Below are 21,369 nucleotides of genomic sequence, written 5' to 3'. Positions count from 1 at the left end.
TCCGATGCGTGCCCCTCCGCGCCGCTATGACCAGCGGTTCATGCTGCATGGAGGACGCGCTTGCGCAGGAGGTCGAAGTTGGCGCGGCCGAACATCTGCCGCTTCAGCATTTTGATCTTGTTGTTGTGGCCCTCGACCGCCCCGGAACTGTAGCGCAGGGTGAGGCCGGCGACGACCGCATCGAGGTCTTGCAGGAGACCGGTGGCGAAGCTTCGAAGGGCTGGGACCTGGTCCTGCTGGACGCGCGTGATCCAGTCCTTGAGCTCTCGGCCGCGGCGATCGTTCATCAGCTCGGCGAAGGTCCTGACGTGCTCGGCGGTGGTGGCAAGTGCCGGGACGCGTGCCAGGACCTCCTTGAGCTGCTGGCTCGCGTCGGTTGAGAGGCGGTCGGGGTGGCGGGTGATCCAGCCGGTCACGTCTCTGACGGAGGGCTTGCGACGGGGCGGGGCCTGGTGCGGGAACGCTGTGCGGAGTCGGCGGACGTATTCGCGGACGATCTGCTCCTGGCCGGGGAATCCGCGCTGCTGGATCTCCTCGAACAGGCGCCGGGCGATCGTGTGGCCTTCACTGAAACGCTGGTGGAGATAGGGCTTGTAGGGGTCGAGGATGCTGGTGCGTCCCGTCCAGCGGCCGACCAGCAGCTCGTCGGGGTCTTTCGCGCGGGCCAGTCGGCGGACGGTGCCGCGGGCCAGGCCCAGTCGGCGGGCGATGACGCGGAGGCTGAACCCGTCCTCCATGAGCGCGTGGACAGTGGCGTGCTGTTCGCGGACCCGATCGGACAGCCGGCCGGTCCGGCGGGGCTCGGCGGCGACGGATGGAAAGACAACTTCTTTGGCTGAAAGGGTCGAAGGAGCTGCTTCGGGCAGCAGGGCTCGGTGTTGCAGCACGGTCTTCTCCACCGCGTCGGAGAGGTTCTGCCACAGGTGGAATCGGTCGGCGACGTGGATCGCGTCTGGGGCACCGAGCCGTACGGCTTCGGCGTAGGAGGCAGAGCGGTCGCGGCAGACGACCTCCACGCCCGGATGGCCGGCCAGCCAGGAGCGGACGGTGGCGACCGTGCGGTCGGGCAACAGGTCAACCGCGCGGCGGGTCTCGATGTCGACGAGGACGGTGGCGTAGACATGGCCCTTGCGCAGGGCGAACTCGTCGATGCCCAGCACGCGCGGCACCGGGGACGCAGGGTCGGGCAGGGCGCGTATCAGCCGCAGGAGCGTGGATCGGCTCACCGGGACCGCGAACGTCTCGGCCAGGCGGGAGCCGGCCCGGCCGGCCAGGGCCAGGGCGAGCTGCTGCAGTGCGGTCTGCAGGCTCTGGCTTCGCCGTCCGTGGCGGAAGGTCAGCCCTGCCGCCTGCTCGACGAAGGTGGATCGCGGGCACATCCGTTCACGGCAGCGGAACCGTCGGACTCGTAACTCGACTACCACCCGACGCCCGCTCGCCGCGCTGTCGTCCAGCCGCCGTACGTAGCTGCTGTGCACTCGAGCCGAGACGGTTCCGCACGACGGACAGCCCGCCTCGTCGCTGGTCGTGGCGGCGTGGACGGTGACGCGGTCGGCTTGGATGGTCAGGGAGTTGACCGCGACGTCGGAGGCCTGCTGGAGCCAGAGGTTCTGATGGAGAGCGTCAGTCACGACCGTTCATGATCGCGGTTCCGGTGACGCTCCGTGGCTCTGGCACGGAAAGTGATCCAGAACCATTTTTCAGAGACTGGCGACAGGTCTGGACGTTCCTCCGGGCAGCCATCGTGTGTACGCGGTGATGGATGCGGCGCCGGGAGCGGCGCCGATGGCGCTCGGGCTGCTGCTGTGGTTTGACGAGGCACCGCCGGTGGAGCTCGGCGACTACTCAGGAGTGGGCGTGATGACGCACTGCGGCGTCGTGTGCCTCGGCGGTTCGCGGAACGACGACGGTCCCCTGGTGAGCAGGCTGATGAGGCTGGCAGGGCAGGAGATACGGCGTCGTGCCGCGAACGGCCGGGACCGAGGTCTGCTGCCGGTCTTCGAGGGGGCCTGTCGCCAGCACCGCCCCGACGCCCTGCAGCCGCCCGAGGAATCCACTCCTGACATGTTCCGTGCCGGGTGGCACGTCCTGTCCGACGAACGGACCGAGGCAACGGTCATCGCACTGCTGGACAATGGCGAGAACGGCGGTATCTACCCCTGTCTCGACGCGCAAGGACGCGAGGTCGCCCACCTCGTGCACTTCGAGACCGAGTGACGACCCGTCGTCGGTCCCCACAGAGGCGGAGTCCCCGTGCAGCGACGGTGCTCGCGCGCTGCGCTCCGCCCCACAGGCAGTGACGCGGGCTTCATGCGTACGCCCTCTCCGGCAGCGGCACAAGGACATCCCTATGTGTGTCCACTCCGCTCACCTGGAACCACCGGCCCGCAGGCACCACCAGCTCACCCTCGGGTGCGGGGAGGAGCGGCACGGTCCTCCCCGGTTCGGCCAGGGCGACCGAGAGATGCCATGAGTTCCTGCTGCTCCCGGCGCCACCACACTCGTGTCGGGCACTGCGCAGACCGTACCCGGCTCTCCGCCTCCTCTTGATACGCCGGCGCATCCTCGCGGGGAATGCGGCCGACGAGTCGCCCAGCGACGAGCACTCGGATGGCATCGCGGTCATGTCCGTGGACATACACCGGCCCCCCGAACGAGGGCCGACCGTCGGGGAACGGAGACTGGGCCGCCCCGATATCCCCACGCTACTCCGCCCGCACCGCGTCACCCCGACCGACCGGGCGGGTGCCGGCCAGACATTGACGAGGCGGTCCTGAACGCCCTGCGGGCAGTGCGGGCCCGTCCCGGGAAGTCGCCTGGCTGCAAGCCGCCGAGGCCGGACGCGTCATGCCCGCGTCACGTGCCCTTCGTGCCCCCATGCGACCGCGGCCTCGGGCGTCGAGATCGTGCCGGGCCGAGGAAACCGTGCACGACCCGGCCGGACGCGCGAGCTACGGCCACTCTGCGTGCCCGGCGGCGGAGCGCTTCGACCCGCCCGCTTCCCAGACATCGGCGACAACGCGTGCCGGTCGCATCGGGCCCGGATCGTCCCCGCCCTGCCTCACGGCCGTGTCGACCAGGAACTCGGCGTACTCCTGCGCAGTTCCATCGAAGTCGCCCTCGGCGTGCTCTCCGTGCCGCGTGGTGATCTCCACGTCTTCTTCAGAGAGCACACGCACACGCGATCGGTACTTCGCCATCTCGCCCTCCGATCAGCTGCCCTCCCGACCGTACGGCTGGCGTTCGTTCGCTGCTGGATGAGCGGCCCCGGATTCCTGGGCCCAAGCCCACGCCGAGGCTCGGAGCCTCGCGTCTAGGAAGCGGGCTCGCCCCAGTTGACGCGTTCTACGGCATGAGGCGGGAACGACACGCGAGATCCGTCCTCCTGAGTGACATGCACCCATCCGCGCTCGTCGATGCGAACAATGCCCCTGACCGACTCGCCCAGCGCAACGCCGGGGCTGACGTATCCCGCCCCGTGGGCCAGATGCACCGTTCCGGGGGCCGCCTCAAGGCCTGCCATGACCCGATTGTCCAAGTTCGATCCCGGGTCCACCACCGGAGCCCCGCAGTGCCGCCCACCCGTCCGGCCTCCCGGGCCCGCCCAAGGGGCCAGGTGTCCACCTCCGTGCCCTGGTAGGCCCGGGGCAACCGCCCGGCGCGCCCACCTGCATCCGAGCGGAGCACTGCGGATCCTGCGTGCCTTCGAGGACGCTCCGCATGTGGTCGAGGTGTGCGTCGGCCCCCTGGCCTGGCTCCAGGTCGCGGGCACCCTATGCGCGGAGCGGTTCCCCCGTACTGGCCTCGGACTATCGGCGCTGCGGCGCATCTCAGCGGTTGGCGGAGCGGCCGCCGTGCCGGAACCGGACGGCGGAGATGACCACGGCGATGATCAGTACGGCGATGCCGATGAACAGCAGGTAGAGCAGGCCGTGGGCAACCACGCCGACGATCCCGAGCACGATCGCCAGGATGATCAGGAACAGCACCAGTGCCATCTTCGGTCTCCTTCGGTGTCTGCCCGGTCCTATCGGCGTGCCAGGCGGCGTTCACCGCCCGCGCCGGGCGCGTAGTCCAGTTCGTAGTGGGCGAAGATCGCCGCCTCGTCCTCGGCCGGCAGTACGCCGTCGGTGCCGATCGCCGGCGCCTTCTTGACCCGGCTCCTGGGCCAGGCGACCTGCAGATGGCCCGGCCCGACCCGCGCGTCGGCGAGGGGGACGAAGACCAGACGGCGGCGTGTGGGCAGCCCGACCGTGACGGTGGCGAACGAGGGCCGGTCCGTCGCGGTGTCGACGTAGACGGACTCCAGCGTGCCGATCTTGTGGTGGTCGGCATCCACCACGTCGTGGCCGCGCCATTCCCGGATGTCACCCGCTTCGAACATCAGCAGCCTCCGATGTCTGTGGGCATCTCCCATTCTCCCTTCGGCGCATGCCGCCGGCACCTGCCCGGTATGCAGGCAGGGTGACTCGGTACGACCGCCGGCTGCCCCTGCGCGCTGGTGGCAGTCCTCCGGTCGCCGGCGGCCTGCCGGGCACCTACGGTCGTGTCCTGACACGGCCCGTCGTCGCGGGAGGCCAGGATGCGGTACTACCGGTGGATTCTCCGGACGCAGGACGACGACGGCCGTTGGTTCCAGCAGGACGGCGCTCCCATGCCGAACCCCCTGGAATACGACGGGCCGCCTCAAAGGGCGGCGAACCACCTGCGGGACGTATTCGTCCGCACGCTCTCCAGCCCCGCTCCCGGCCCCCGGGCGATCACGGTCCAGGTCTGGGAAGGGCGCCACTCGGTCGGTGAACCTCAGGCCGAGACCGAGTGGTCGCGCGAGTAGCCGGACCAGCCGCGACCAGGCGACCAGGAGAACGGGGCGCGGTTTGCCGTATCACCGATGCCTGCACCGAAGGTCCATCAGTGCGGGACGGCTCCGATCATCGACAGCGGGGCCGCCGTGGTGCAGGGTTCCCCGGGACCCGCGCGGCGGCGCATGTCCGGGCGCGGTCCGCGCACCTGCCCGCCGGATCCGGGGTGTCGTCGGGGGCGGGCCGGCGGCGAATGGCATGGTGCCGTCCGCCTCGATCGTTGTCATCCGCCGGCCCGCGGGTCCGCGGTCGGCGCACCTGCAGCTGTCAGGAGGTCGGTGCCGGTGTGGGTGTTGGCCGGGTCGGACGCCGCCGTCATCAGCCACTCGGCGGCAGAGGTCTCGGTCTCGGGGGGAATCACCAGGAGCTCCAGGCGCAGGGGGATGAAGGAGCACACCATCACCTCGTCCGCGTCCTGCTCCTGTTCGAACCACCCGACGTGGATGACGTGGCCTGCGACCGGGACACGCCGGGGGATGACCGGCCAGTGCGTCGGGTTCACGGTGACACGGGTGATCTTCCCCCACGTGGGGTCCAGTGCTGCCGCCAGCGGGGGCAGCTCGCGCAGGAGGTCGTGCGAGCGGGGCCACCAGGCTCCGTCCAGCCGTCCTGGGGTGGCGCCCTCGGGTGTCAGGGAGAGGCGGACCGGCGGTTCTGGCTCTGGTGGCTGGGCGGCGGTGGGATCGGAGGTCGCGGTCATATCGAACACCCGCCCTGGGCTCGTTGGTGTGGACGGCCTGGTGCCGGCGCCTTGGCACCGCAGGAATCCCGCAGGCCGTTGACGCGGTGAGCGCTTCCACCGTACTCCGGCCAGGACGCGGCCTCCGGGTGAGCGGGGGGCGGGTCGGTGGGCTGCCGCGCGCCGAGCTCCGCCGCCATGAAGGCCGGATCGGCGTGTATACGGTTCCGGCACGGCGAGGTGATCGGCGGTGCCGCCGCACCACTCGACCAGACAGAGGCACCACTATCCCGCACCCGCCGCTGGCGGGCCCGTCCCGCTCGACGGCGGCGATCAGGCGTTCCTCGCCGAACTGCTCCCCGCCGCTCTTGTGTTCCTCGACGAGGCCGCCTGTGCAGAACGGCACCCGGTCGCCGCGCCGGAGTTGCCGCGCGCTGATCTGCGGTGTATCGCCGCCGAAGCCGACCGGCTGGGTTCCGGCGCTGTCCAGGGCCCGGATGACCTGGTGATCACGGATCAGCGGGGGTGCCGGGTGGCCGGCGTCGGCCCACTGCAGGTGGCCCGTTGCGACGTCGAGTCGCATCATCTGTGCCGTGACGAAGTGCTCGGGGCCGCCTTGCCGGTCGATGGCGGCGTCCATGAACGCGTACGTTTCGGCGAGCCCGAACACCGGTGAGCCCGAACACCGGCGCGCCCGGTATGGCGGCAGGCGCCCACGGTGACGGTCGCCGGGACTGCGGTGTTCAGGCCGTGGCCCATCGCATCGATCACGGCCAGATGCGGGACGTCGTTGTTGAGGGCGTGGTCCAGGCTGTCGCCGGCGGTATTGCAGGCAGGTGTCAGGATCGGGGACCGCGACCTGCGGGGTGTTCATCGCCCAGCGGGGCAGCAGCAACCACTGGATTTCGGCTGCCACGCCCATCGGCTCGCGGTGCCGGGCTTGGAAGAACTGGTCCGTGTAGCCGTTCCTGGTGGCCGGCAGGTCGGCGACCAGTGCGGCGAGGCGGCCGGCGGTCGTCACCGCCGATGCTGTCAAGGGTCAGGGCGAGCCCCCGACCTCGTCGCCTCCGTCCAACAGCGGGAGGAACATGCGCGTGCGGTCCGCCTGCGGACGCGCGGCGGGGACGGCACGGAGGAAGACCTCGCCGGCCCGGGAACCGTCGATGGGCACCGGATCTTCGACGGCGAGTCCCTGGCCCGGGAGGTACCAGCGTGAGCTGGCCGTAGTCCCGCGGGAGGACCGAGGCATCCCGGCCACGGATCGCACGGACACCTGCCGCCACCAGCGGAGCGATGAGCGGCGGCGGCCCTCGTGAGCCTGGTCCAGGAGCCGCCCCAGCATCCGTTCACCGGATTCCTCCGACCGGTCCGCCGCCGCTCCGCGGTTCTCCCGCGCGAAATCCGCCATGAGCACTTCTGTCCCCTGCACCAGCTCTGTTCCTCCGCCGGCTTCCTGCCCCGCCCCGACACGGATCGGCGCACGCCTCACCGGCATTTGCCCTGTCCCCGCATGACACGGGCGCCCACCCGCGACGCCTCGGCCAGGACGGATCTCACCGTTGCGGGATGCGGCCCAAGGAATCTCTCGGGACGGCTTTTTTGGTCAAACACGAGGACACGGTAGTGCTTGAAACAAAATTCATGTGGACGGGAGGCCCGAAGTCTCGCGGCGCGGAGTATTCTGGAAATTGCCGGGAGAAGTTACCGGTAGGACGATCGCGAGGAGGCGAATATGTGGATCCTTGAGGCAGGATTCCTGACTCCGCGACTCGCGATCGCAAAAGTGTCCGCCCTTTCGGTGGGAAGATCATAGGGTGACGTAGGCGTGGATTCAGATCCTGTTGTCCCGGTCGGTGTGACGTTTGCGCAGGCCGGGAAGGCCGCCTCCGCAGCGATGCGGGGGCGGCCTTTTGTGGGGCGGCCGAGTGCAGCGGTCCGCGCAGGATGACCGCGGCTCTCGCCGAGTTTCCCGACCCTGCTGGTCGGGGCTCCGAGGAGGTGGCAGGTCGCGACCGTGCTGATCAGTGCCTGCTCGGCCCGGCGTCGCCGTTCCAGAAGCCGGCTGGGGACGTAGGTGCCCGAGCGGATCCCGGGGACGGCCGGGCCGATCGTGCCGACTCGGATACCCCGGTCGCGATTGCGTTATCCATTGCGGGAGTTGACACGTTCCTTAGCTTGGCCTGCGGTACTCGCCGCCGCCGGGCTGCCGCCCTCGGCGCGGGCGGCGTCGCCACGACGGCGCGTGGGCTCGCACCTTCGCCGTTTCAGCGCACGTCTCACGCGCGGGAGTTCCTCGTCGAGCGGTCTGCCGACCAGCGCGCCGCCAAGGACGACGACTCCCACGCCGACCAGCCAGGACTGGATGATCAGCACGGACCGAACGAGCCGTAGGTGACCATGTTGGAAGCGATCAGCGGCGAGAAGACGAGCCGGGAGGCGAGTCTCAGGCCGAGCAGTCCGACCACGGTCACCACGGCGCCCGGAAGCAGGGCGCGCCGGCGCACCCGCCCGCCGAGCAGCAGCCACTGCGACCACCAGGCGAACAGGACCGCGGTCAGTACCGCCACCAGGCTATTGGCCGGGGACCGGCGCCAGAGCGTGCCGGTGGCGGACAGGAAGAGGAAGCCGATCAGAACGGCGAGCCACAGCACGTGCCGCCAGCGGTCCGGTGGCAGGTTCCAGGCCTTCTCGTAGCCGCTTTGCACCGCTGCCCCGAACGAGAGGCCGAACACCGCCAGGGCCGCGGGACCGAAGGCCGTCGTTGTTCGGAATGCCTGGCCGGGGCCGCCCGAAGAGCTGCTCGACCCCTCGTCTGGAAGCCGGCGACACACCTAGCCTGTCCCGCAGCCGCTGCGCGAACCCCCGCCCGCGGTCCGGATCGGCCGCGGAGACCACGATCAGCAGCGGGACCAGAGTGAGGAACCCGAGCGCCGCGAAGCCCAGTGCCCGCTGTGACAGCTGCAGATCACCGCCCCGCGCCCAGCCGCGCCCGGTCGGCGACCGGCGGACCACCCGCCGTAGCCGTCGGAGCAGGGACGGCTTGCCCGTATCGCCAGGGGGCCCGATCGGCATGCACGTTGACCACCACGATCGATGCGCCGCTGCTGTAGGGCGCGACCACAGAGGTCGAGTCGGATCCTCGGGTAGGGCGAGCCGCGGAACGGCCCGGAGGGGACCGGGACAAACGACCCCGGGTCAGCGTCCTCGGCCGCACCCACGTGCAGCTCGCCGATCTTGGTCCGACGTCGCTCCGATCGGTTGCACCAACGGAGCGACGTGGCTCCTGATCCCGTTGCCCGACCGGCGCTCAAACAACCCCGCCCGAAACAACCAGGGTGCGTACCGCAGCGGTGGTGGGCCGCCTGCCCGGCGGCGCGGCTGGTGGGCGCACGTCTTCCCCAACCGGACGTTGATGCCGGGGCGGCAGGGCCGCCGGGGTCAGCGGGAACACCTGCGTCCGGCGATGACGTGGGAGACGTTCGAGAGTGCCGCCGGCCTCGCCCGCCCCGTCCGCCGGCTCGTATCGCGGCCGGGCCGGTTGTTGGCGCGGTATCTCGTTCTCGCGCTCAGCACCAGGACCTCCGCTTCGAGGTCGAGATGCCAGGGCGCGATGAGCACCAGGAATCCGAGCACACGCCGCACGAGCGGATGGACCATACGAACGAGCGTCCGGTGGTCACGCCAGGGCGGGGATGCTCATGCGGGCTCCGTGCAGGTCGGCGGCGTGAGCCGAGTTCTCGAGCCCCGCAGGTTCAGGAGCGGGCCTCAGTAGCCACCGCCGCCCGTGGAGCCGGCAGACGGGGAAGCCGACGCGGAGGCTGGGCTGGTGATCGCATCACCGCTGGGACTGACCACGTACCACGGAGCGCCGAAGGCGTTGACGCCCTGACCGTTGGTTTCTCCGGGCTTTGTGTCCTTGAAGAAGTAGTACAACGGGTGGCCGTTGTAGGTCACCTGGGTCGAGCTGTCCGAACGGGTGGTCGTTCCGACCAGGGACGCGGTCACTCCGCTGCTGTCGGGTGCCCCGGTCGTAGTCTGCGGCGGCCAATTCTGCGTACAGGAGCCGTTGCAGGTCGAGGTCGTCCCCGTATCGGCCTTGAACAGGTACAACGTCCTACCGGAACCGTCGACCAGGATCTGACCGAACGGCGAACTCGCCGTCTTCACCGTGGCGACGCTCCGGCTGGGAGCAGCGGAGCCGGCGGCGGTCGTGGGGGCGCTGGTGCTCGCGGTCGGGGTCGAGGAAGCCGTGGTGCCGGAACTGCCGCATCCGGAGGCAGCGGCTGTCATGGCGGCCACACCGGCGGCAAGAGTGATGAAACGATTCATTGGGTACCTCTTGATCCTGGCGGCGACGTCGGTCGGCCGACCGACAGTGACTTTCCGAACCACGTTAGGCACCGATGCCCGACCTGCTTCCGCGGGCGGTCCGGCCCTGCGCCGACCTTCACTCGTGCGGGTGACCGAGGCGCCGCAGCGGTGTCCGACCGTCAGTCGGAACGTCCGTGTACATCAGCCCGCCGGTGCCATGCGGCCGCCTACCCGTCAGGCCTCCAGGGCCCGCCCAAGGGGCCCGGTGTCCACCTCCGTGCCCTGGCCGGCCCGGGGCACGGTCCGGTGCGCCCGGCCTTCCCGAGGGCAGGCCTTTCCGAGGCGGACGAGGAAACCGTCCCGGTAGCCCGACGAAGCGGAGGTGCCGCTGTGTGCGGCCGGACGCATCGGGTCACCCGGTGCCGCCGCTGTGCTGCACGTGGAACGGGACGGTCGTGACGAAGATTTTCGGCAGGGGACGCAGCGCCCTCCGCAGCCGAGCCGCGAGTCGGCTGTGCAGGAGACGGTGGCGCCGGTGTCGTACGACGATCTCCGGGAGGATGTCGGTCAGGGTGAGGTCCGGGCGCTGGTGGTGCAGCGACTCGACGTAGTTGACCAGAGGTGCGACGATCGCGCGACAGGGGGAGAAGACGATCTTCAGGGGCAGGAGGTCGCCCCACAGGTTAGGGTTGGTGGTCGCCTTGATCTGCTGTGGCGACCCCGCGCGGGGTTCTTCCACCGGTTCCCGGCTCCCGGCGATGCCGGCTCACTGGGTCAGAACTTGTGGTCGAAGACCGCCGTGACGGGGGCATGGTCGGACCAGCGCTCGGCGTGGGAGGCCGCTCGCTCCACGTATGCCTCGGTGCAGCGGCGCGCGATACCCTCCGTTGTGCAAATCATGTCGATCCGCCAGCCGGAGTCGTTGTCGAAGGCGCGGCCGCGGTAGGACCACCAGGTGTAGGGGCCGGCCTGGTCGGGGTGGAGGGCGCGCACGACGTCCACGTAGCCGACGTCGTCGAAGAGCCGGGTCAGCCAGGCGCGCTCCTCGGGGAGGAAGCCGGCGTTCTTCTGGTTGGCCCGCCAGTTCTTGAGGTCCTCGGCGCGGTGGGCGATGTTCCAGTCGCCGCAGACCAGCACCTCGCGCCCCTCCTCGGCGGCCCGCCGCTTCAGGCTGTCGAGGTGGACGAGGAACTCCGCCATGAAGCGTTCCTTCTCGTCCTGGCGCGCGGTGCCGACCTCGCCGGAGGGGAGGTACAGGCTGGCGACCGTGAGCCCCGGCAGATCGATCTCGGCGTACCGGCCGGAGCTGTCGAACTCGGTGGAGCCGAAGCCGATCGCGGTCCGCTCCGGCGCGCGGCGGGAGAGCACCGCCACCCCGGCCCGGCCCTTGGCGGCGGCCGGCGCCCAGACCGCGTGCCAGCCCTCCAGGTCCTTGATCTCGGCCGGCAGCTGGTCGGCCTCGGCGCGGACCTCCTGCAGGCAGACGACGTCGGCCTTGGTGCCGGCGAGCCACTCGGTGAGGCCCTTCTTGGCGGCCGCCCGGATGCCGTTGACGTTGACTGTCGAAACCACGATCACCCCGGGAGGGTACCCGCCGCCCCGGCGGTCCGCCGAAGCGGTCGGGTCCCACTGTGTCGCAGATCACGAACGGTCGGCGAGTGTCGGTGTTCCGGTCAAGCCCGGTCATTGGTCTTGACCATCTCCTCCGCCACCCCCTAGGGTCTGCTTACTGCAAAGACCTTTAATAAAGAAGGACGGATAAAGCCCACCCTCCCCACCTGCCGAAACCGGGGAGGGACCGGGCGGCCCCACACCTTCAGGGCGGAGGACACGGTGGCGCAAGGACAGCTCGCGGCGGCTCCCGAGCCGAAGTACTGGCACCTGCGCACCGTCCTGGTGCGCACCATCGACTCGGAGTTCTCCGCCGGCCAGGTGCTCCCCAACGAGCGCGAGCTCGCCGCCCGCTTCGGCGTGGCCCGGGCGACGCTGCGCCAGGCCCTCGACCAGCTGGAGCTGGAGGGCCGGCTGGTCCGCCGCCGCGGCATCGGCACCGTGATCGCCGCCCCGCGGGTCGGCGTCCCGGTGAGCAGCAGCGAGGAGGGCTGGCCCAGCGCCTCGCGCAACCAGTCCTGGCGGATCGTCGACTGCACCAGCGCCCCCGCCCCGGCCCGGCTGGCCGCCGAGCTGGGCGTCCTGCCGGGCGAGACGGTGCACACCGTGCGCCGGGTGCGCCTCGTCCAGGGCCGGGTGATGGCGACCGAGTCGCTGCACGTCCCCGACTCCGCGGTGCCGCACCTGCCCGCGCTGCCGCAGCTGGTCGGCTCGCCGGCCGAGGGCGAGCGTGCCCGTTCGGTGCTGCGGCAGCTGGAGCGCTGCGGCGTCGACGGCGAGTCCCGCACGGTCGAGCTGGGCGTCGCCGAGGCCGAGCAGGCCGCCCTGCTGGAGCGTCCGCCGGGCACCCCGGTGCTGGTGGTCACCACCGTGTACGCGTCCGCCGGCCGGCACATCGCCCGCGCCGTCTGCACCTACCGTGCCGACACCTGCAAGCTCACCTTCGGCGAGACCGGCGCCGTCGAGGTCACCCCGGTCGAGGCGGTCCGCTCCGCCTGACACCCGTTCGACGACAGATGGCGGGCCGTCCGACCCCGGACGGCCCGCCTTCCCGCGTGTGCCCGGACGCCGGGTCAGCGCGGGCCGGCTCCCGGCGGGTCGACTGCGAACAGCTGCTCCTCCACGTGGTCCAGTGCCACCCGCAGCGCGCCGGTGGCCACGACCTCGGTGCCGAGCGCGGCCAGCGCCACCTCCGGTGCCCGCAGGGTGAACCGGCCTAGCCGCTCGCGCAGCGGCTCCAGGACGCCGTCCAGTCCGGCCGCCCAGCCGCCGACCACCACCAACTGCGGATCCAGGGCGAGGACGAGCGCCGCCACGTCGTGCACCAGCCGGCCCAGGAAGCGGTCCATGGCGTCCTTGGCGACCTCGTCGCCCTCCCGGGCCAGCCGCAGCACCCGGGCGACCGCGGCCTCGTCCAGCGGGTCGAGCGGCTTGCCGGTGGTGGAGAGCAGCCGTTCCGGGGTGGCCTCCTGACCGAGCAGGTGCAGGGCGCCGATCTCGCCGGCGGCTCCGCCGTACCCGCGGTGCAGCCGCCCGTTGATCAGCGAGCCGGCGCCGGGGCTGAGGCCGGCCATGACGAAGACCACGTCGCCCTTGCCGACCGCGGCGCCCTTCCAGTGCTCCGCGATGGCGGCGAGGTTGGCGTCGTTCTCGATGACGACCGGGCAGCGGAACGAGCGGCGCAGCCGGGCGCCGAGGTCGAGGCCGGTCCAGCCGGGCATGGCGGTGCTGAGCCGGACGGTGCCCTCACCGTCGACGATGCCGGGGGTGCCGACGGCGACCGCCCACAGACTGTCCCGGGAGACGCCGGTCTTGCGGAGCACCTCGGCGACGGTGGTCCGCATGACGCCGAGCCGTTCCTCGGCGTCGAGGGCCTCGTCCACCGGCTTGGCGTGCCCGGCGAGGATCTCGCCGCTCAGGTCGGCCAGCACCACCCGGACGTCGTGCACGCCGATCTCGATGCCGAGCGCGTGCCCGGCCTCGGCGCGGAACCGGAACCAGCGGGCGGGCCGGCCGCGGCGGCCGCCGTCCTGGCCGTGTTCGACCTCGGCGACCAGCCCGGACTCCATCAGGCCCTCGATGACGCCCTCGACGGTCGGCCGGGAGAGCCCGGTCTCGCCGACGAGTTGCGTCAGGGTGACGGTCTGTCCGGCGCGCAGCGCCCGCAGGGTGACCGCCGCGTTGATCCGACGCAGCAGCGAGGAGTCGCCTCCGGTGAGCCGATCCGCCAAGTCGCTGCCCTTCCCGCGTTCGCGCGACAGCTCTGGCGCGCGGTGCCGAGTGCGCGGTGACCTCCGTTGCCCCGCGAGAGTCCGCCGCGGGGCAGCACGGCACAACGGCGCGCGCACCCCGGGGCATCAGCCGGGATGGTACTCGGGCACCCCTCGGGCCGCGAGCGTTTCCGCAGCTCATCACGTATTCGGTATGGAAACGGTACGAAGGCGGAGACGCTCCGGCGCGGCCGGCCGCCGATGAGCGGACGGCCCGGGCCGAGTGGGGCTCAGCCGTCGAGGCGCCACACCACCGAGGTCTTCTCCGGAGCGTCCTCCAGATCGGCCACCACCGGCACCCGGTAGGAGGCGACCTCGGTGAAGTGCTCGCGCGGCAGGTACGCCCGGCCCGGGTCGCCGACCAGCACCAGGGCGCCGCGCGCCCGGGCGCGCTGAAGGAACGGGAGCACCCGGTCGGCCATCGCCCGTTCGTAGAAGACGTCGCCGGCCAGCACGACCTCGGCGGGCGAGCCGTCGCCCGGCAGCAGGTCGGTGCAGCGCGCCTCGATCGGCACGCCGTTCGCCGCGGCATTGAGGCCGATCGCGGCGACCGCGTACGCGTCGATCTCGGCGGCGGTCACGGCGGCGGCGCCGCGCAGGGCACAGGCGATGCCGACCAGTCCGGAGCCGGCGGCGAGGTCCAGGACCGTCCGGCCCGCCACGGTCTCCGGATGGTCGAGCACGTACCGGGCGACGGCCTGGCCGCCGGCCCAGGCGAACCCCCAGAACGGCGGCGGCAGCCCGATCTCGCCCTTCGCCGACTCGGTGCGCTCCCACAGCCCGATCGCCTCCTCGGCCAGGTGCAGCCTGACCTCGGGCACGAAGGGGACCGCGCCGAGCGCGGTCTGCGCGCGGACGAACTCCTCCGCCGTGGCGGAGTCGGCCGGGGCGGAGCCGGTGGTGGGGTCTGCGGAAGGGTCTGCGGAAGGGGCTGTGGTGGGTGCGGTCGGCACGGTGCTCCTCGCGGGGTGTCGCACAGGCGGGGTGCCCGAGCCTACGGGACCGGTGACACGAGGTCAGCCCGCGCCGTCCCACCTTGTGGAATGTCGCGTAGGGCCGGAGCGCGGCTGTTAGACAGGGGCGCATGACCGATATCGCGATCCGTACCGCCCGCCCCGACGAGATCCCCGCCCTGCTCGCCTTCTGGGCCCGGGCCGCCGAGGGCGCCAGCATCACCGACGACGAGGCCGGGGTGGCCCGGCTGATCGAACGGGACCCGCAGGCCCTGCTGGTCGCCGAACTCGACGGGGTGCTCGCGGGCACCGTCATCGCCGGCTTCGACGGCTGGCGCTGCCACCTCTACCGGCTGGCGGTGGCGCCGGAGCTGCGCCGCCGCGGGGTCGGCGGCGCGCTGATCGCGGCGGCCGAGGCGAGGTTCGCCGCGCTGGGCGGCCGCCGGGCGGACGCCATGGTGCTGGAGCGCAACGCCCTCGGCCAGGGCGCCTGGGCCGGTGCGGGCTACCGGCGCGAGGAGGACTGGCGCCGCTGGGTGCGCCCGCTGGCGGGCTGAGGGCCCGGGCGCCCCGGCCGCCCGGTCAGACGTGCTCCATGGTGAGCGTCGCCGTGGTGTCCGGCTCCAGCGCCTCGAAGACGTGCGGCGCGTCGCCCGGGTAGGCGATGTAGTCGCCCGGGCCGAGCTCGACCGGGGCCGCCGCCGGGCCGACCAGGGCCCGGCCGGTCCCGATCACCACGTGCTCCACCGAGCCGGGCAGGTGCGGGTCGGAGCGCCGGACGCCGCCGGGCTGGGCGTCGATCCGGTAGATGTCCCGGCGGGCGTTCGGCGGGCAGGAGGCGAGCAGGGTGGCCGCGTAGTCGGCCCGCTCCGACCAGGTGACCGGCCCCTCGCCGGCCCGGACGATGCGCACCTGCGGCCGCGGCGGGTCGACCAGGCGGCTGAACGGCACGTCGAGGGCCGCGCCGAGCGCCCACAGCGTCTCCACGCTCGGGTTCCCGGCGCCGGCCTCCAGCTGCGAGAGCGTGGACTTGGCGATGCCCGCCCGGCGGGCCAGCTCGGCCATGGAGAGCCCGGCCCGCTCGCGCTCGCGGCGGATCGAGGCGGAGATGAGGGCGATCAGGTCGAGGGAGGACCGGTGCCCGCCGGATACCGGTGCGTCGTCCGGGTTGTCCACGTGTTCGCTCCAGACTGCTGTCCGTTCGGCTTGACGAACGCCGAGGTTGCTGTTCATTCTAATGGACATGCGTTCGGCAATGCGAACACTCGATCGCGGCACGCTCCGCCACATCGCCCTGGTCTGTCTCGCCGACGCCCTCGTCGGCGCCTCCTTCGGCGCGATCGCCGTCTCCGGCGGGCTGCCGGCCTGGGTGCCGGTCGCCATGTCCCTGCTGGTCTTCGCCGGCGGCTCGCAGTTCGCCGCGGTCGGCGTCGCGCTCGCCGGCGGCGGCCCGATCGCCGCGGTGGTCACCGGCCTGGTCCTCAACGCGCGGCTGCTGCCCTTCGGCTTCGCCGTCGCCGACGTGCTCGGTGGGGGCTGGCGGGCCAAGCTGCTCGGCGCTCACGTGCTCACCGACGAGTCCGCCGCGTTCACCCTCCTGCAGCGCGACCCGAAGGCCCGCCGTGCCGCCTTCTGGATCTGCGGCGTCGCCCTGTTCGTGGTGTGGAACATCGCCGTCCTGCTCGGCGCGCTGGCCGGCGGCGCCATCGGCGACACCGACGCGCTCGGGCTGGACGCGGCCTTCCCCGCCGTGCTGCTGGCCCTGGTGCTGCCCTCCCTCGCCGACCGGTCCGTCCGCAACCCGGCGGTGGCCGGCGCGGCGGTCGCGGTCGCCGCCACGCCCTTCCTGCCGGCCGGGCTGCCCGTGCTGCTGGCGCTGCTCGCGCTCGTCCCGGCCGCCCGGGCCGCACTGCGCCGCACCCCGGCCCGGACCTCCGGGTCCGAGGCCGAGCCGCAGCGCGAGGCCGAGCAGGAGCACGAGCCCCGGTCCGAGCGCCGGCCCGAACCCCTGGCGGAGGCCCGCTGATGCCGCTCTTCGCCATCCTGCTGCTCGCCGCCGGCACCTACGGCTTCCGCCTCGCCGGTCCGGTGCTCCGCGACCGGCTGCACCTCTCCGAGGGCCTGGAGCGACTGCTCTCCACCGCCACCGCCGTGCTGCTGATCGCCCTGGTGGCGACCGCGGCGCTCACCCAGGCCCGGGGCTTCGCCGGCTGGGCCCGCCCGGCCGGGGTGCTGGTCGCCGGAGTCCTGGTGCTGCGTCGCGCCCCCTTCCCGCTGGTCGTCGTGGCGGCGGCCGGGACGACGGCGGTCCTGCGGCTCTGCGGCGTGGCCTGACCGGCGCGGGGAGACGATGCCGCGCGTCCCGGTAGACATGTGACCAAATGGTCACCTATCCTGGTTCCGTGTCCGACGACGACCTGGTGTTCAAGGCGCTCGCCGATCCGACCCGCCGGTTCCTGCTCGACCTGCTGTTCGCCCGTGACGGGCGGACGCTCACCGAGCTGGAGTCCGAGCTGGAGATGTCCCGGTTCGGCGTCATGAAGCACCTGCGCGTCCTCGAGGACGCCGGCCTCGTGGTGTCCCGCAAGTCGGGCCGCGCGAAGCTCCACTTCCTCAACCCCGTGCCGATCCGGCTGATCCACGACCGCTGGATCGACAAGTACACCGAACGCCACGTGACCGCTTTGACCGAGCTCAAGGCAGAGTTGGAGAAGGACTCATGAGCGGGACCGAGAACGCGGCGACCACCCAGGTCTACCGCGTCTACATCAAGGCCGCCCCCGAGCAGGTGTGGGACGCCATCACCAAGCCCGAGTGGACCGACCGCTACGGCTACGGCGGCCTCACCGACTACGACCTCACCCCGGGTGCCGCCTACCGCACCCGGCCCGGCCCGGCCATGGTCGAGGGTGCGAAGGCCATGGGCTTCCCCGTCCCCGAGACCGTCATCGACGGCGAGGTGGTCGAGGCCGATCCGCCGCGCAAGCTGGTGCTGACCTGGCGGATGCTCATGGAGCCGCAGCTGGCCGCCGAGGGCTTCACCCGGCTCACCTACGAGCTGGCGGAGAAGAACGGCTCCACCCGGCTCACGGTGACCCACGAGCTGGCCGGCGCACCGCAGCTCGCCTCCCTGGTCAGCGGCGCCCACGACGACGAGCAGATGGGCGGGGGCGGCGGCTGGAGCTGGGTGCTCAGCGACCTCAAGTCGCTGCTGGAGACGGGCAAGACGCTCGCCCAGTGACCGCCTCCCGGCGACCGTCCGCCGGTGACCGTCCGCCGGTGTGGCCCCGCTCCCGCCGGGAGCCGGGCCGCACCGGTAGGTGGTGCTATCCGCGCGGTGCGGGCACCGCGTGCGCGGCGGTGAAAGCCTCCGCGTCCCAGCTGCCGCCGAGCGCCGGGGCCAGCGCGGCGCGGGCCGCCGACACGAACGGCTCGCCGCCGGCCGCGGCACAGCCGGCGGGCAGCGCCCCCAGCAACGGCGCGCCCGACGCCACCGGCAGGTCGGCGAGGTTGCAGCGCATCGCCAGGTCCGGCCGGTCCGGCCAGGCGCCGATCACCACACCGTGCAGCCGCAGCCCGCGCGCGGCGAGCGCCTCCGCGGTCAGTGCCGTGGTGTTGAGGGTGCCCAGCCCGGCGGTCGCCACCACCAGCACGGACGGCTCCAGGCCGAGCCCGGCCGCGGCGACGGCCATGTCCGCGAGGGTGTGCCCGTCCTCGTCGTAGCGGACGAGCAGCCCGCCCGCGCCCTCCACCAGCACCAGCGCGTGGTCCGCCGCCAGTTCGGCGACGGCCTCGGCGACCTGCTGCGGGCGGACGGCGGGCAGGCCGGCCCGCCGCGCCGCGGTGTCCGGGGCGAGCGGCTCGGGGTAGCGGGCCAGCTCGCGGACGGTCAGGCGGCGCCCGGTGAGCCGGACGACCTCGGCGACGTCGCCGGCCTCGGCGGGGGAGACCCCGGTCTGACCGGGCTTCAGCACGGCCACCGGACCGTCGGCGAGGGCGGCCACCGCCGCCGTGACGACGGTCTTGCCGACCTCCGTCCCGGTGCCGGTCACGAACAGCACGCTCATCCGGCCACCGCCGCGGCCGCGACACCGGCGGCGATCCGCGCCAGGTCCTGATCGTCCGTCACGTAGGGCGGCATCGTGTAGACGAGGTCGCGGAAGGGCCGCAGCCAGACGCCCTCGCGCGCGGCGGCCTCGGTGGCCGCCGCCATGTCCACGGGGTGGTCCAGCTGGACGACGCCGATCGCGCCCTGCACCCGAACCTCCCGCACACCCGGGGCGTCCGCGACCGGGGCGAGCCCGGCGGCCAGCCCGGCCTCGATCCGCTTGACCTCCAGCTGCCAGTCCTGGCCGAGTAGCAGCCCGATCGAGGCGTTGGCGACGGCCGCGGCCAGCGGGTTGCCCATGAACGTCGGGCCGTGCGCCAGCACCGGCATCTCGCCGCGGCTGATGCCGTCCGCGACCTCCGCGGTGCACAGTGTCGCCGCCATCGTCAGGTAGCCGCCGGTGAGCGCCTTGCCGAGGCACATCACGTCCGGCGACACCCCGGCGTGGTCGGCGGCGAACAGTGCGCCGCTGCGGCCGAAACCGGTGGCGATCTCGTCGAAGACCAGCAGCACGCCGTGCTCGTCGCACAGCTCGCGCAGCAGCCGCAGGTAGCCGGGGGAGTGGAAGCGCATCCCGCCCGCGCCCTGCACCACCGGCTCCACGATGATCGCGGCCAGCTCGTCCGCGTGCCGCTCGACCAAGTCGGCCAGCAGACCCGCGTACGCCTCGTCGACCGGGGCGTCGAAACCGGCCGGCGGCTCCGGGACGAACAGCTGACGGGGCAGCACGCCGCCCCACAGGTGGTGCATCCCGCCGTCAGGGTCGCAGACCGACATCGGGTGGAAGGTGTCACCGTGGTAGCCGCCGCGCCAGGTCAGCACCCGGCGCTTGGCCGGGCGGCCGACCGACTGCCAGTACTGCAGGCACATCTTCAGCGCCACCTCGACCGCGACCGACCCGGAGTCGGCGAGGAAGACGTGCCGCAGCGGCTCCGGGGTGATGTCCACCAGCGTCGCCGCCAGCCGGACGGCGGGCTCGTGGGTGAGCCCGCCGAACATCACGTGGCTCATCCGGCCGAGCTGCTCGCGCACGGCCTCGTCCAGCACCGGGTGCCGGTAGCCGTGGATCGCCGCCCACCAGGAGGACATGCCGTCGATCAGTTCCCGGTGCCCGCCCGCCGGTTCGGCGAGCCGCAGCCGCACCCCGGACGCGGACTCCACCACGTACGGGGTGACGGTGCCGGGCATCGGCCCGTACGGGTGCCAGACGTGCGCCCGGTCAAGGCCGAGCAGGTGCGACACGTCCGACATCAGGCGTTCGGGGCCAGCTCGGTGCCCGCGCCGCGCCGGCGGACCCGCACCAGGTCGGTCCGAGCCTCGTCCGAGGACTCCGCCTCGATCAGGTCCTTGACCTCCGCCGCGGCCTCGGCCGGCTCCGCGTGTCCGCCGCACGGACCGCAGCCGCCGGTGCCGCAGGCGTGCGCCTCCGTGCCGCACGGCGATGCGGAGGCACCGCCGCAGCCGCCTGCGACGGCGTCCGCGCGGTGCCGCGGCAGGGTCCGCTCGTCCGCGCCCTCGACGGTGAACCCGGCGTCCTTGATCATGTCGAGGTCGGCCTGACCGGCCTGGCCCTCACTGGTCAGGTAGTCGCCCAGGAAGATCGAGTTGGCGATCTCCAGACCCAGCGGCTGCAGCGAGCGCAGGTGCACCTCGCGGCCGCCGGCGATCCGCACCTCGATGTCCGGGCAGACGAAGCGGACCATCGCCAGGATGCGCAGGCAGCGCTGCGGGCTGAGGTTCCACTCCTGCGCCAGCGGCGTGCCCTCGAACGGGATCAGGAAGTTCACCGGCACCGAGTCCGAACCGAGGTCGCGCAGCGCGAACACCACGTCGACCAGGTCCTCGTCGCTCTCGCCCATGCCCGCGATCAGGCCCGAGCAGGCGGACAGGCCCGCGCCGTGCGCCTTCTGCACGGTGTCCACCCGGTCCGCGTACGTGTGGGTGGTGGTGATGTCGCCGTACGTCGCCTCGGAGGTGTTGAGGTTGTGGTTGTACGCGTCGGCGCCGGCCGCCTTCAGCCGCTCCGCCTGGTTGTCAGAGAGCAGACCCAGGCAGGCGCAGACCTCGACCTGCTCGTTCGCGTCCTTGATGGCGGCGATCGTGTCGGCCACCCGGTCGATGTCACGGTCCGTCGGGCCGCGGCCGCTGGCGACCAGGCAGACCCGCTTCGCGCCGCCGGCCAGACCCGCGGCGGCCGCCTCGGCCGCCTGCTCCGGCTTCAGCCAGGTGTACTTGAGGATCTCCGCCTTGGAACCGAGCCGCTGCGAACAGTACGAGCAGTCCTCCGGGCAGAGACCGCTCTTCAGGTTCACCAGGTAGTTGAGCTTCACCCGCCGGCCGAACCACTGGCGGCGGACCTTGCCGGCGGCCGCGACGACGTCGAGGAGTTCGTCGTCCGTGGTGGCGAGGACGGCCAGCGCCTCCTCCCGGGTGGGCAGTTCCCGGCGCAGGCCCTTGGCGGTGAGGGTGTCGAGCAGATCCATGCGCCCGATCCTGCCCGGGCCGCGTCGCGTTCCGCCAGAGGGAACCCGCCAGAAGATCCGCTCGGCGGTGTGCGAGTTGTCACAGTCCCGCC

20 protein-coding genes and 4 pseudogenes are annotated in these 21,369 nt (G+C 72.3%); 7 read left to right on the top strand and 17 right to left on the bottom strand.

Features of this window, described 5'->3' with window-relative positions; all coding sequences use genetic code 11:
* Window positions 1-38: 38 nt before the first annotated feature.
* The gene (locus KSNIM_RS05530; protein ID WP_263102094.1) at window positions 39-1,631 is read right to left on the bottom strand and encodes an ISL3 family transposase; all 1,593 of its coding nucleotides are present in this window, start codon (window positions 1,629-1,631) and stop codon (window positions 39-41) included.
* Between the two features lie 115 nt (window positions 1,632-1,746).
* Between KSNIM_RS05530 and KSNIM_RS05525 the strand changes: the two genes are divergently transcribed.
* A complete protein-coding gene (locus KSNIM_RS05525) occupies window positions 1,747-2,217 on the top strand; it encodes a hypothetical protein (RefSeq protein WP_263102093.1) in 471 nt (156 codons plus the stop codon).
* Window positions 2,218-2,951: 734 nt separating this feature from the next.
* On the opposite strand, the gene KSNIM_RS05520 is transcribed toward KSNIM_RS05525, so the two are convergent.
* The 10 genes and pseudogenes from KSNIM_RS05520 to KSNIM_RS05475 form a co-directional block, all read right to left on the bottom strand.
* Window positions 2,952-3,200: a hypothetical protein gene (locus tag KSNIM_RS05520; RefSeq protein WP_263102092.1), complete on the bottom strand. Its 249-nt coding sequence runs from the start codon at window positions 3,198-3,200 to the stop codon at window positions 2,952-2,954.
* Between the two features lie 630 nt (window positions 3,201-3,830).
* Window positions 3,831-3,998: a hypothetical protein gene (locus KSNIM_RS05515; RefSeq protein WP_263102091.1), complete on the bottom strand. Its 168-nt coding sequence runs from the start codon at window positions 3,996-3,998 to the stop codon at window positions 3,831-3,833.
* Window positions 3,999-4,027: 29 nt separating this feature from the next.
* A complete protein-coding gene (locus tag KSNIM_RS05510; protein ID WP_263102090.1) occupies window positions 4,028-4,384 on the bottom strand; it encodes a PRC-barrel domain-containing protein in 357 nt (118 codons plus the stop codon).
* Between the two features lie 701 nt (window positions 4,385-5,085).
* The gene (locus KSNIM_RS05505) at window positions 5,086-5,562 is read right to left on the bottom strand and encodes a DUF5994 family protein (RefSeq protein WP_263107842.1); all 477 of its coding nucleotides are present in this window, start codon (window positions 5,560-5,562) and stop codon (window positions 5,086-5,088) included.
* A 355-nt stretch (window positions 5,563-5,917) separates the two neighbouring features.
* A pseudogene (locus KSNIM_RS39035) lies at window positions 5,918-6,181 on the bottom strand (SpoIIE family protein phosphatase); the annotation flags it as partial.
* A 1,061-nt stretch (window positions 6,182-7,242) separates the two neighbouring features.
* Window positions 7,243-7,668 (bottom strand): annotated as a pseudogene (locus KSNIM_RS05495) (transposase); the annotation flags it as partial.
* 15 nt (window positions 7,669-7,683) lie between these two features.
* A pseudogene (locus KSNIM_RS05490) lies at window positions 7,684-8,613 on the bottom strand (ribonuclease BN).
* Between the two features lie 693 nt (window positions 8,614-9,306).
* Window positions 9,307-9,870 (bottom strand): hypothetical protein, encoded by a 564-nt coding sequence (locus KSNIM_RS05485; protein WP_263102089.1) that lies wholly within the window; start codon window positions 9,868-9,870, stop codon window positions 9,307-9,309.
* 394 nt (window positions 9,871-10,264) lie between these two features.
* Window positions 10,265-10,534: pseudogene (locus KSNIM_RS05480) on the bottom strand (amino acid permease); the annotation flags it as partial.
* Window positions 10,535-10,626: 92 nt separating this feature from the next.
* Window positions 10,627-11,430, bottom strand: coding sequence for an exodeoxyribonuclease III (locus KSNIM_RS05475; RefSeq protein WP_263102088.1), 804 nt, complete (start codon window positions 11,428-11,430; stop codon window positions 10,627-10,629).
* Window positions 11,431-11,685: 255 nt separating this feature from the next.
* On the opposite strand from KSNIM_RS05475, the gene KSNIM_RS05470 reads away from it, so the two are divergent.
* On the top strand, window positions 11,686-12,462 hold the full coding sequence (locus KSNIM_RS05470) for a GntR family transcriptional regulator (RefSeq protein ID WP_263102087.1): 777 nt from the start codon (window positions 11,686-11,688) through the stop codon (window positions 12,460-12,462).
* Between the two features lie 74 nt (window positions 12,463-12,536).
* Here the strand turns inward: KSNIM_RS05470 and KSNIM_RS05465 are convergent, their stop codons facing one another.
* A complete protein-coding gene (locus tag KSNIM_RS05465; protein ID WP_263102086.1) occupies window positions 12,537-13,694 on the bottom strand; it encodes an ROK family protein in 1,158 nt (385 codons plus the stop codon).
* Window positions 13,695-13,963: 269 nt separating this feature from the next.
* Window positions 13,964-14,686 carry a class I SAM-dependent methyltransferase gene (locus KSNIM_RS05460; RefSeq protein ID WP_263102085.1) on the bottom strand — a complete coding sequence of 241 codons (723 nt, stop codon included), beginning with the start codon at window positions 14,684-14,686 and terminating at the stop codon, window positions 13,964-13,966.
* Between the two features lie 131 nt (window positions 14,687-14,817).
* Between KSNIM_RS05460 and KSNIM_RS05455 the strand changes: the two genes are divergently transcribed.
* On the top strand, window positions 14,818-15,243 hold the full coding sequence (locus KSNIM_RS05455) for a GNAT family N-acetyltransferase (RefSeq protein WP_263102084.1): 426 nt from the start codon (window positions 14,818-14,820) through the stop codon (window positions 15,241-15,243).
* Window positions 15,244-15,268: 25 nt separating this feature from the next.
* Here KSNIM_RS05455 and KSNIM_RS05450 read toward each other — a convergent pair whose 3' ends face one another.
* On the bottom strand, window positions 15,269-15,862 hold the full coding sequence (locus KSNIM_RS05450) for a helix-turn-helix domain-containing protein (protein WP_411543662.1): 594 nt from the start codon (window positions 15,860-15,862) through the stop codon (window positions 15,269-15,271).
* Window positions 15,863-15,929: 67 nt separating this feature from the next.
* On the opposite strand from KSNIM_RS05450, the gene KSNIM_RS05445 reads away from it, so the two are divergent.
* The 4 genes from KSNIM_RS05445 (at window position 15,930) to KSNIM_RS05430 (ending at window position 17,927) form a co-directional block, all read left to right on the top strand.
* Window positions 15,930-16,712, top strand: coding sequence for an AzlC family ABC transporter permease (locus tag KSNIM_RS05445; RefSeq protein ID WP_317633992.1), 783 nt, complete (start codon window positions 15,930-15,932; stop codon window positions 16,710-16,712).
* A complete protein-coding gene (locus tag KSNIM_RS05440; RefSeq protein WP_263102082.1) occupies window positions 16,712-17,020 on the top strand; it encodes an AzlD domain-containing protein in 309 nt (102 codons plus the stop codon). The genes KSNIM_RS05445 and KSNIM_RS05440 overlap by 1 nt, the downstream gene beginning before the upstream one ends.
* A gap of 68 nt (window positions 17,021-17,088) precedes the next feature.
* Window positions 17,089-17,409 (top strand): ArsR/SmtB family transcription factor, encoded by a 321-nt coding sequence (locus tag KSNIM_RS05435; RefSeq protein WP_263102081.1) that lies wholly within the window; start codon window positions 17,089-17,091, stop codon window positions 17,407-17,409.
* Entirely contained in the window at window positions 17,406-17,927 is a 522-nt protein-coding gene (locus KSNIM_RS05430; protein ID WP_263102080.1) for an SRPBCC family protein, read from the top strand. Before KSNIM_RS05435 ends, KSNIM_RS05430 begins: the two co-directional genes overlap by 4 nt.
* 85 nt (window positions 17,928-18,012) lie before the next feature.
* On the opposite strand, the gene bioD is transcribed toward KSNIM_RS05430, so the two are convergent.
* The 3 genes from bioD to bioB are packed head-to-tail and all read right to left on the bottom strand — an operon-like array spanning window position 18,013 to window position 21,277.
* Window positions 18,013-18,753 carry a dethiobiotin synthase gene (bioD, locus tag KSNIM_RS05425; protein ID WP_263102079.1) on the bottom strand — a complete coding sequence of 247 codons (741 nt, stop codon included), beginning with the start codon at window positions 18,751-18,753 and terminating at the stop codon, window positions 18,013-18,015.
* Window positions 18,750-20,045, bottom strand: coding sequence for an adenosylmethionine--8-amino-7-oxononanoate transaminase (locus KSNIM_RS05420; RefSeq protein ID WP_263102078.1), 1,296 nt, complete (start codon window positions 20,043-20,045; stop codon window positions 18,750-18,752). Before KSNIM_RS05420 ends, bioD begins: the two co-directional genes overlap by 4 nt.
* Entirely contained in the window at window positions 20,045-21,277 is a 1,233-nt protein-coding gene (gene bioB / locus KSNIM_RS05415; protein WP_263102077.1) for a biotin synthase BioB, read from the bottom strand. The genes KSNIM_RS05420 and bioB overlap by 1 nt, the downstream gene beginning before the upstream one ends.
* Window positions 21,278-21,369: the final 92 nt, after the last annotated feature.

This window comes from Kitasatospora sp. DSM 101779 (assembly GCF_025655475.1).
Lineage (GTDB): Bacteria > Actinomycetota > Actinomycetes > Streptomycetales > Streptomycetaceae > Kitasatospora.
Note: the sequence above shows the minus strand (reverse complement) of the source record. Positions and strands in the feature narration are given on the sequence as shown.

Excerpts from the sequence above, each read along its gene's own strand:
- KSNIM_RS05520 (WP_263102092.1), bottom strand. The coding sequence starts at position 3,200 with ATGGCGAAGTACCGATCGCGTGTGCGTGTGCTCTCTGAAGAAGACGTG.
- KSNIM_RS05515 (WP_263102091.1), bottom strand. The coding sequence starts at position 3,998 with ATGGCACTGGTGCTGTTCCTGATCATCCTGGCGATCGTGCTCGGGATC.
- KSNIM_RS05510 (WP_263102090.1), bottom strand. The coding sequence starts at position 4,384 with ATGTTCGAAGCGGGTGACATCCGGGAATGGCGCGGCCACGACGTGGTG.
- KSNIM_RS05505 (WP_263107842.1), bottom strand. The coding sequence starts at position 5,562 with ATGACCGCGACCTCCGATCCCACCGCCGCCCAGCCACCAGAGCCAGAA.
- KSNIM_RS05485 (WP_263102089.1), bottom strand. The coding sequence starts at position 9,870 with ATGAATCGTTTCATCACTCTTGCCGCCGGTGTGGCCGCCATGACAGCC.
- KSNIM_RS05455 (WP_263102084.1), top strand. The coding sequence starts at position 14,818 with ATGACCGATATCGCGATCCGTACCGCCCGCCCCGACGAGATCCCCGCC.
- KSNIM_RS05445 (WP_317633992.1), top strand. The coding sequence starts at position 15,930 with ATGCGTTCGGCAATGCGAACACTCGATCGCGGCACGCTCCGCCACATC.
- KSNIM_RS05440 (WP_263102082.1), top strand. The coding sequence starts at position 16,712 with ATGCCGCTCTTCGCCATCCTGCTGCTCGCCGCCGGCACCTACGGCTTC.
- KSNIM_RS05430 (WP_263102080.1), top strand. The coding sequence starts at position 17,406 with ATGAGCGGGACCGAGAACGCGGCGACCACCCAGGTCTACCGCGTCTAC.
- bioD (WP_263102079.1), bottom strand. The coding sequence starts at position 18,753 with ATGAGCGTGCTGTTCGTGACCGGCACCGGGACGGAGGTCGGCAAGACC.
- KSNIM_RS05420 (WP_263102078.1), bottom strand. The coding sequence starts at position 20,045 with ATGTCGGACGTGTCGCACCTGCTCGGCCTTGACCGGGCGCACGTCTGG.
- bioB (WP_263102077.1), bottom strand. The coding sequence starts at position 21,277 with ATGGATCTGCTCGACACCCTCACCGCCAAGGGCCTGCGCCGGGAACTG.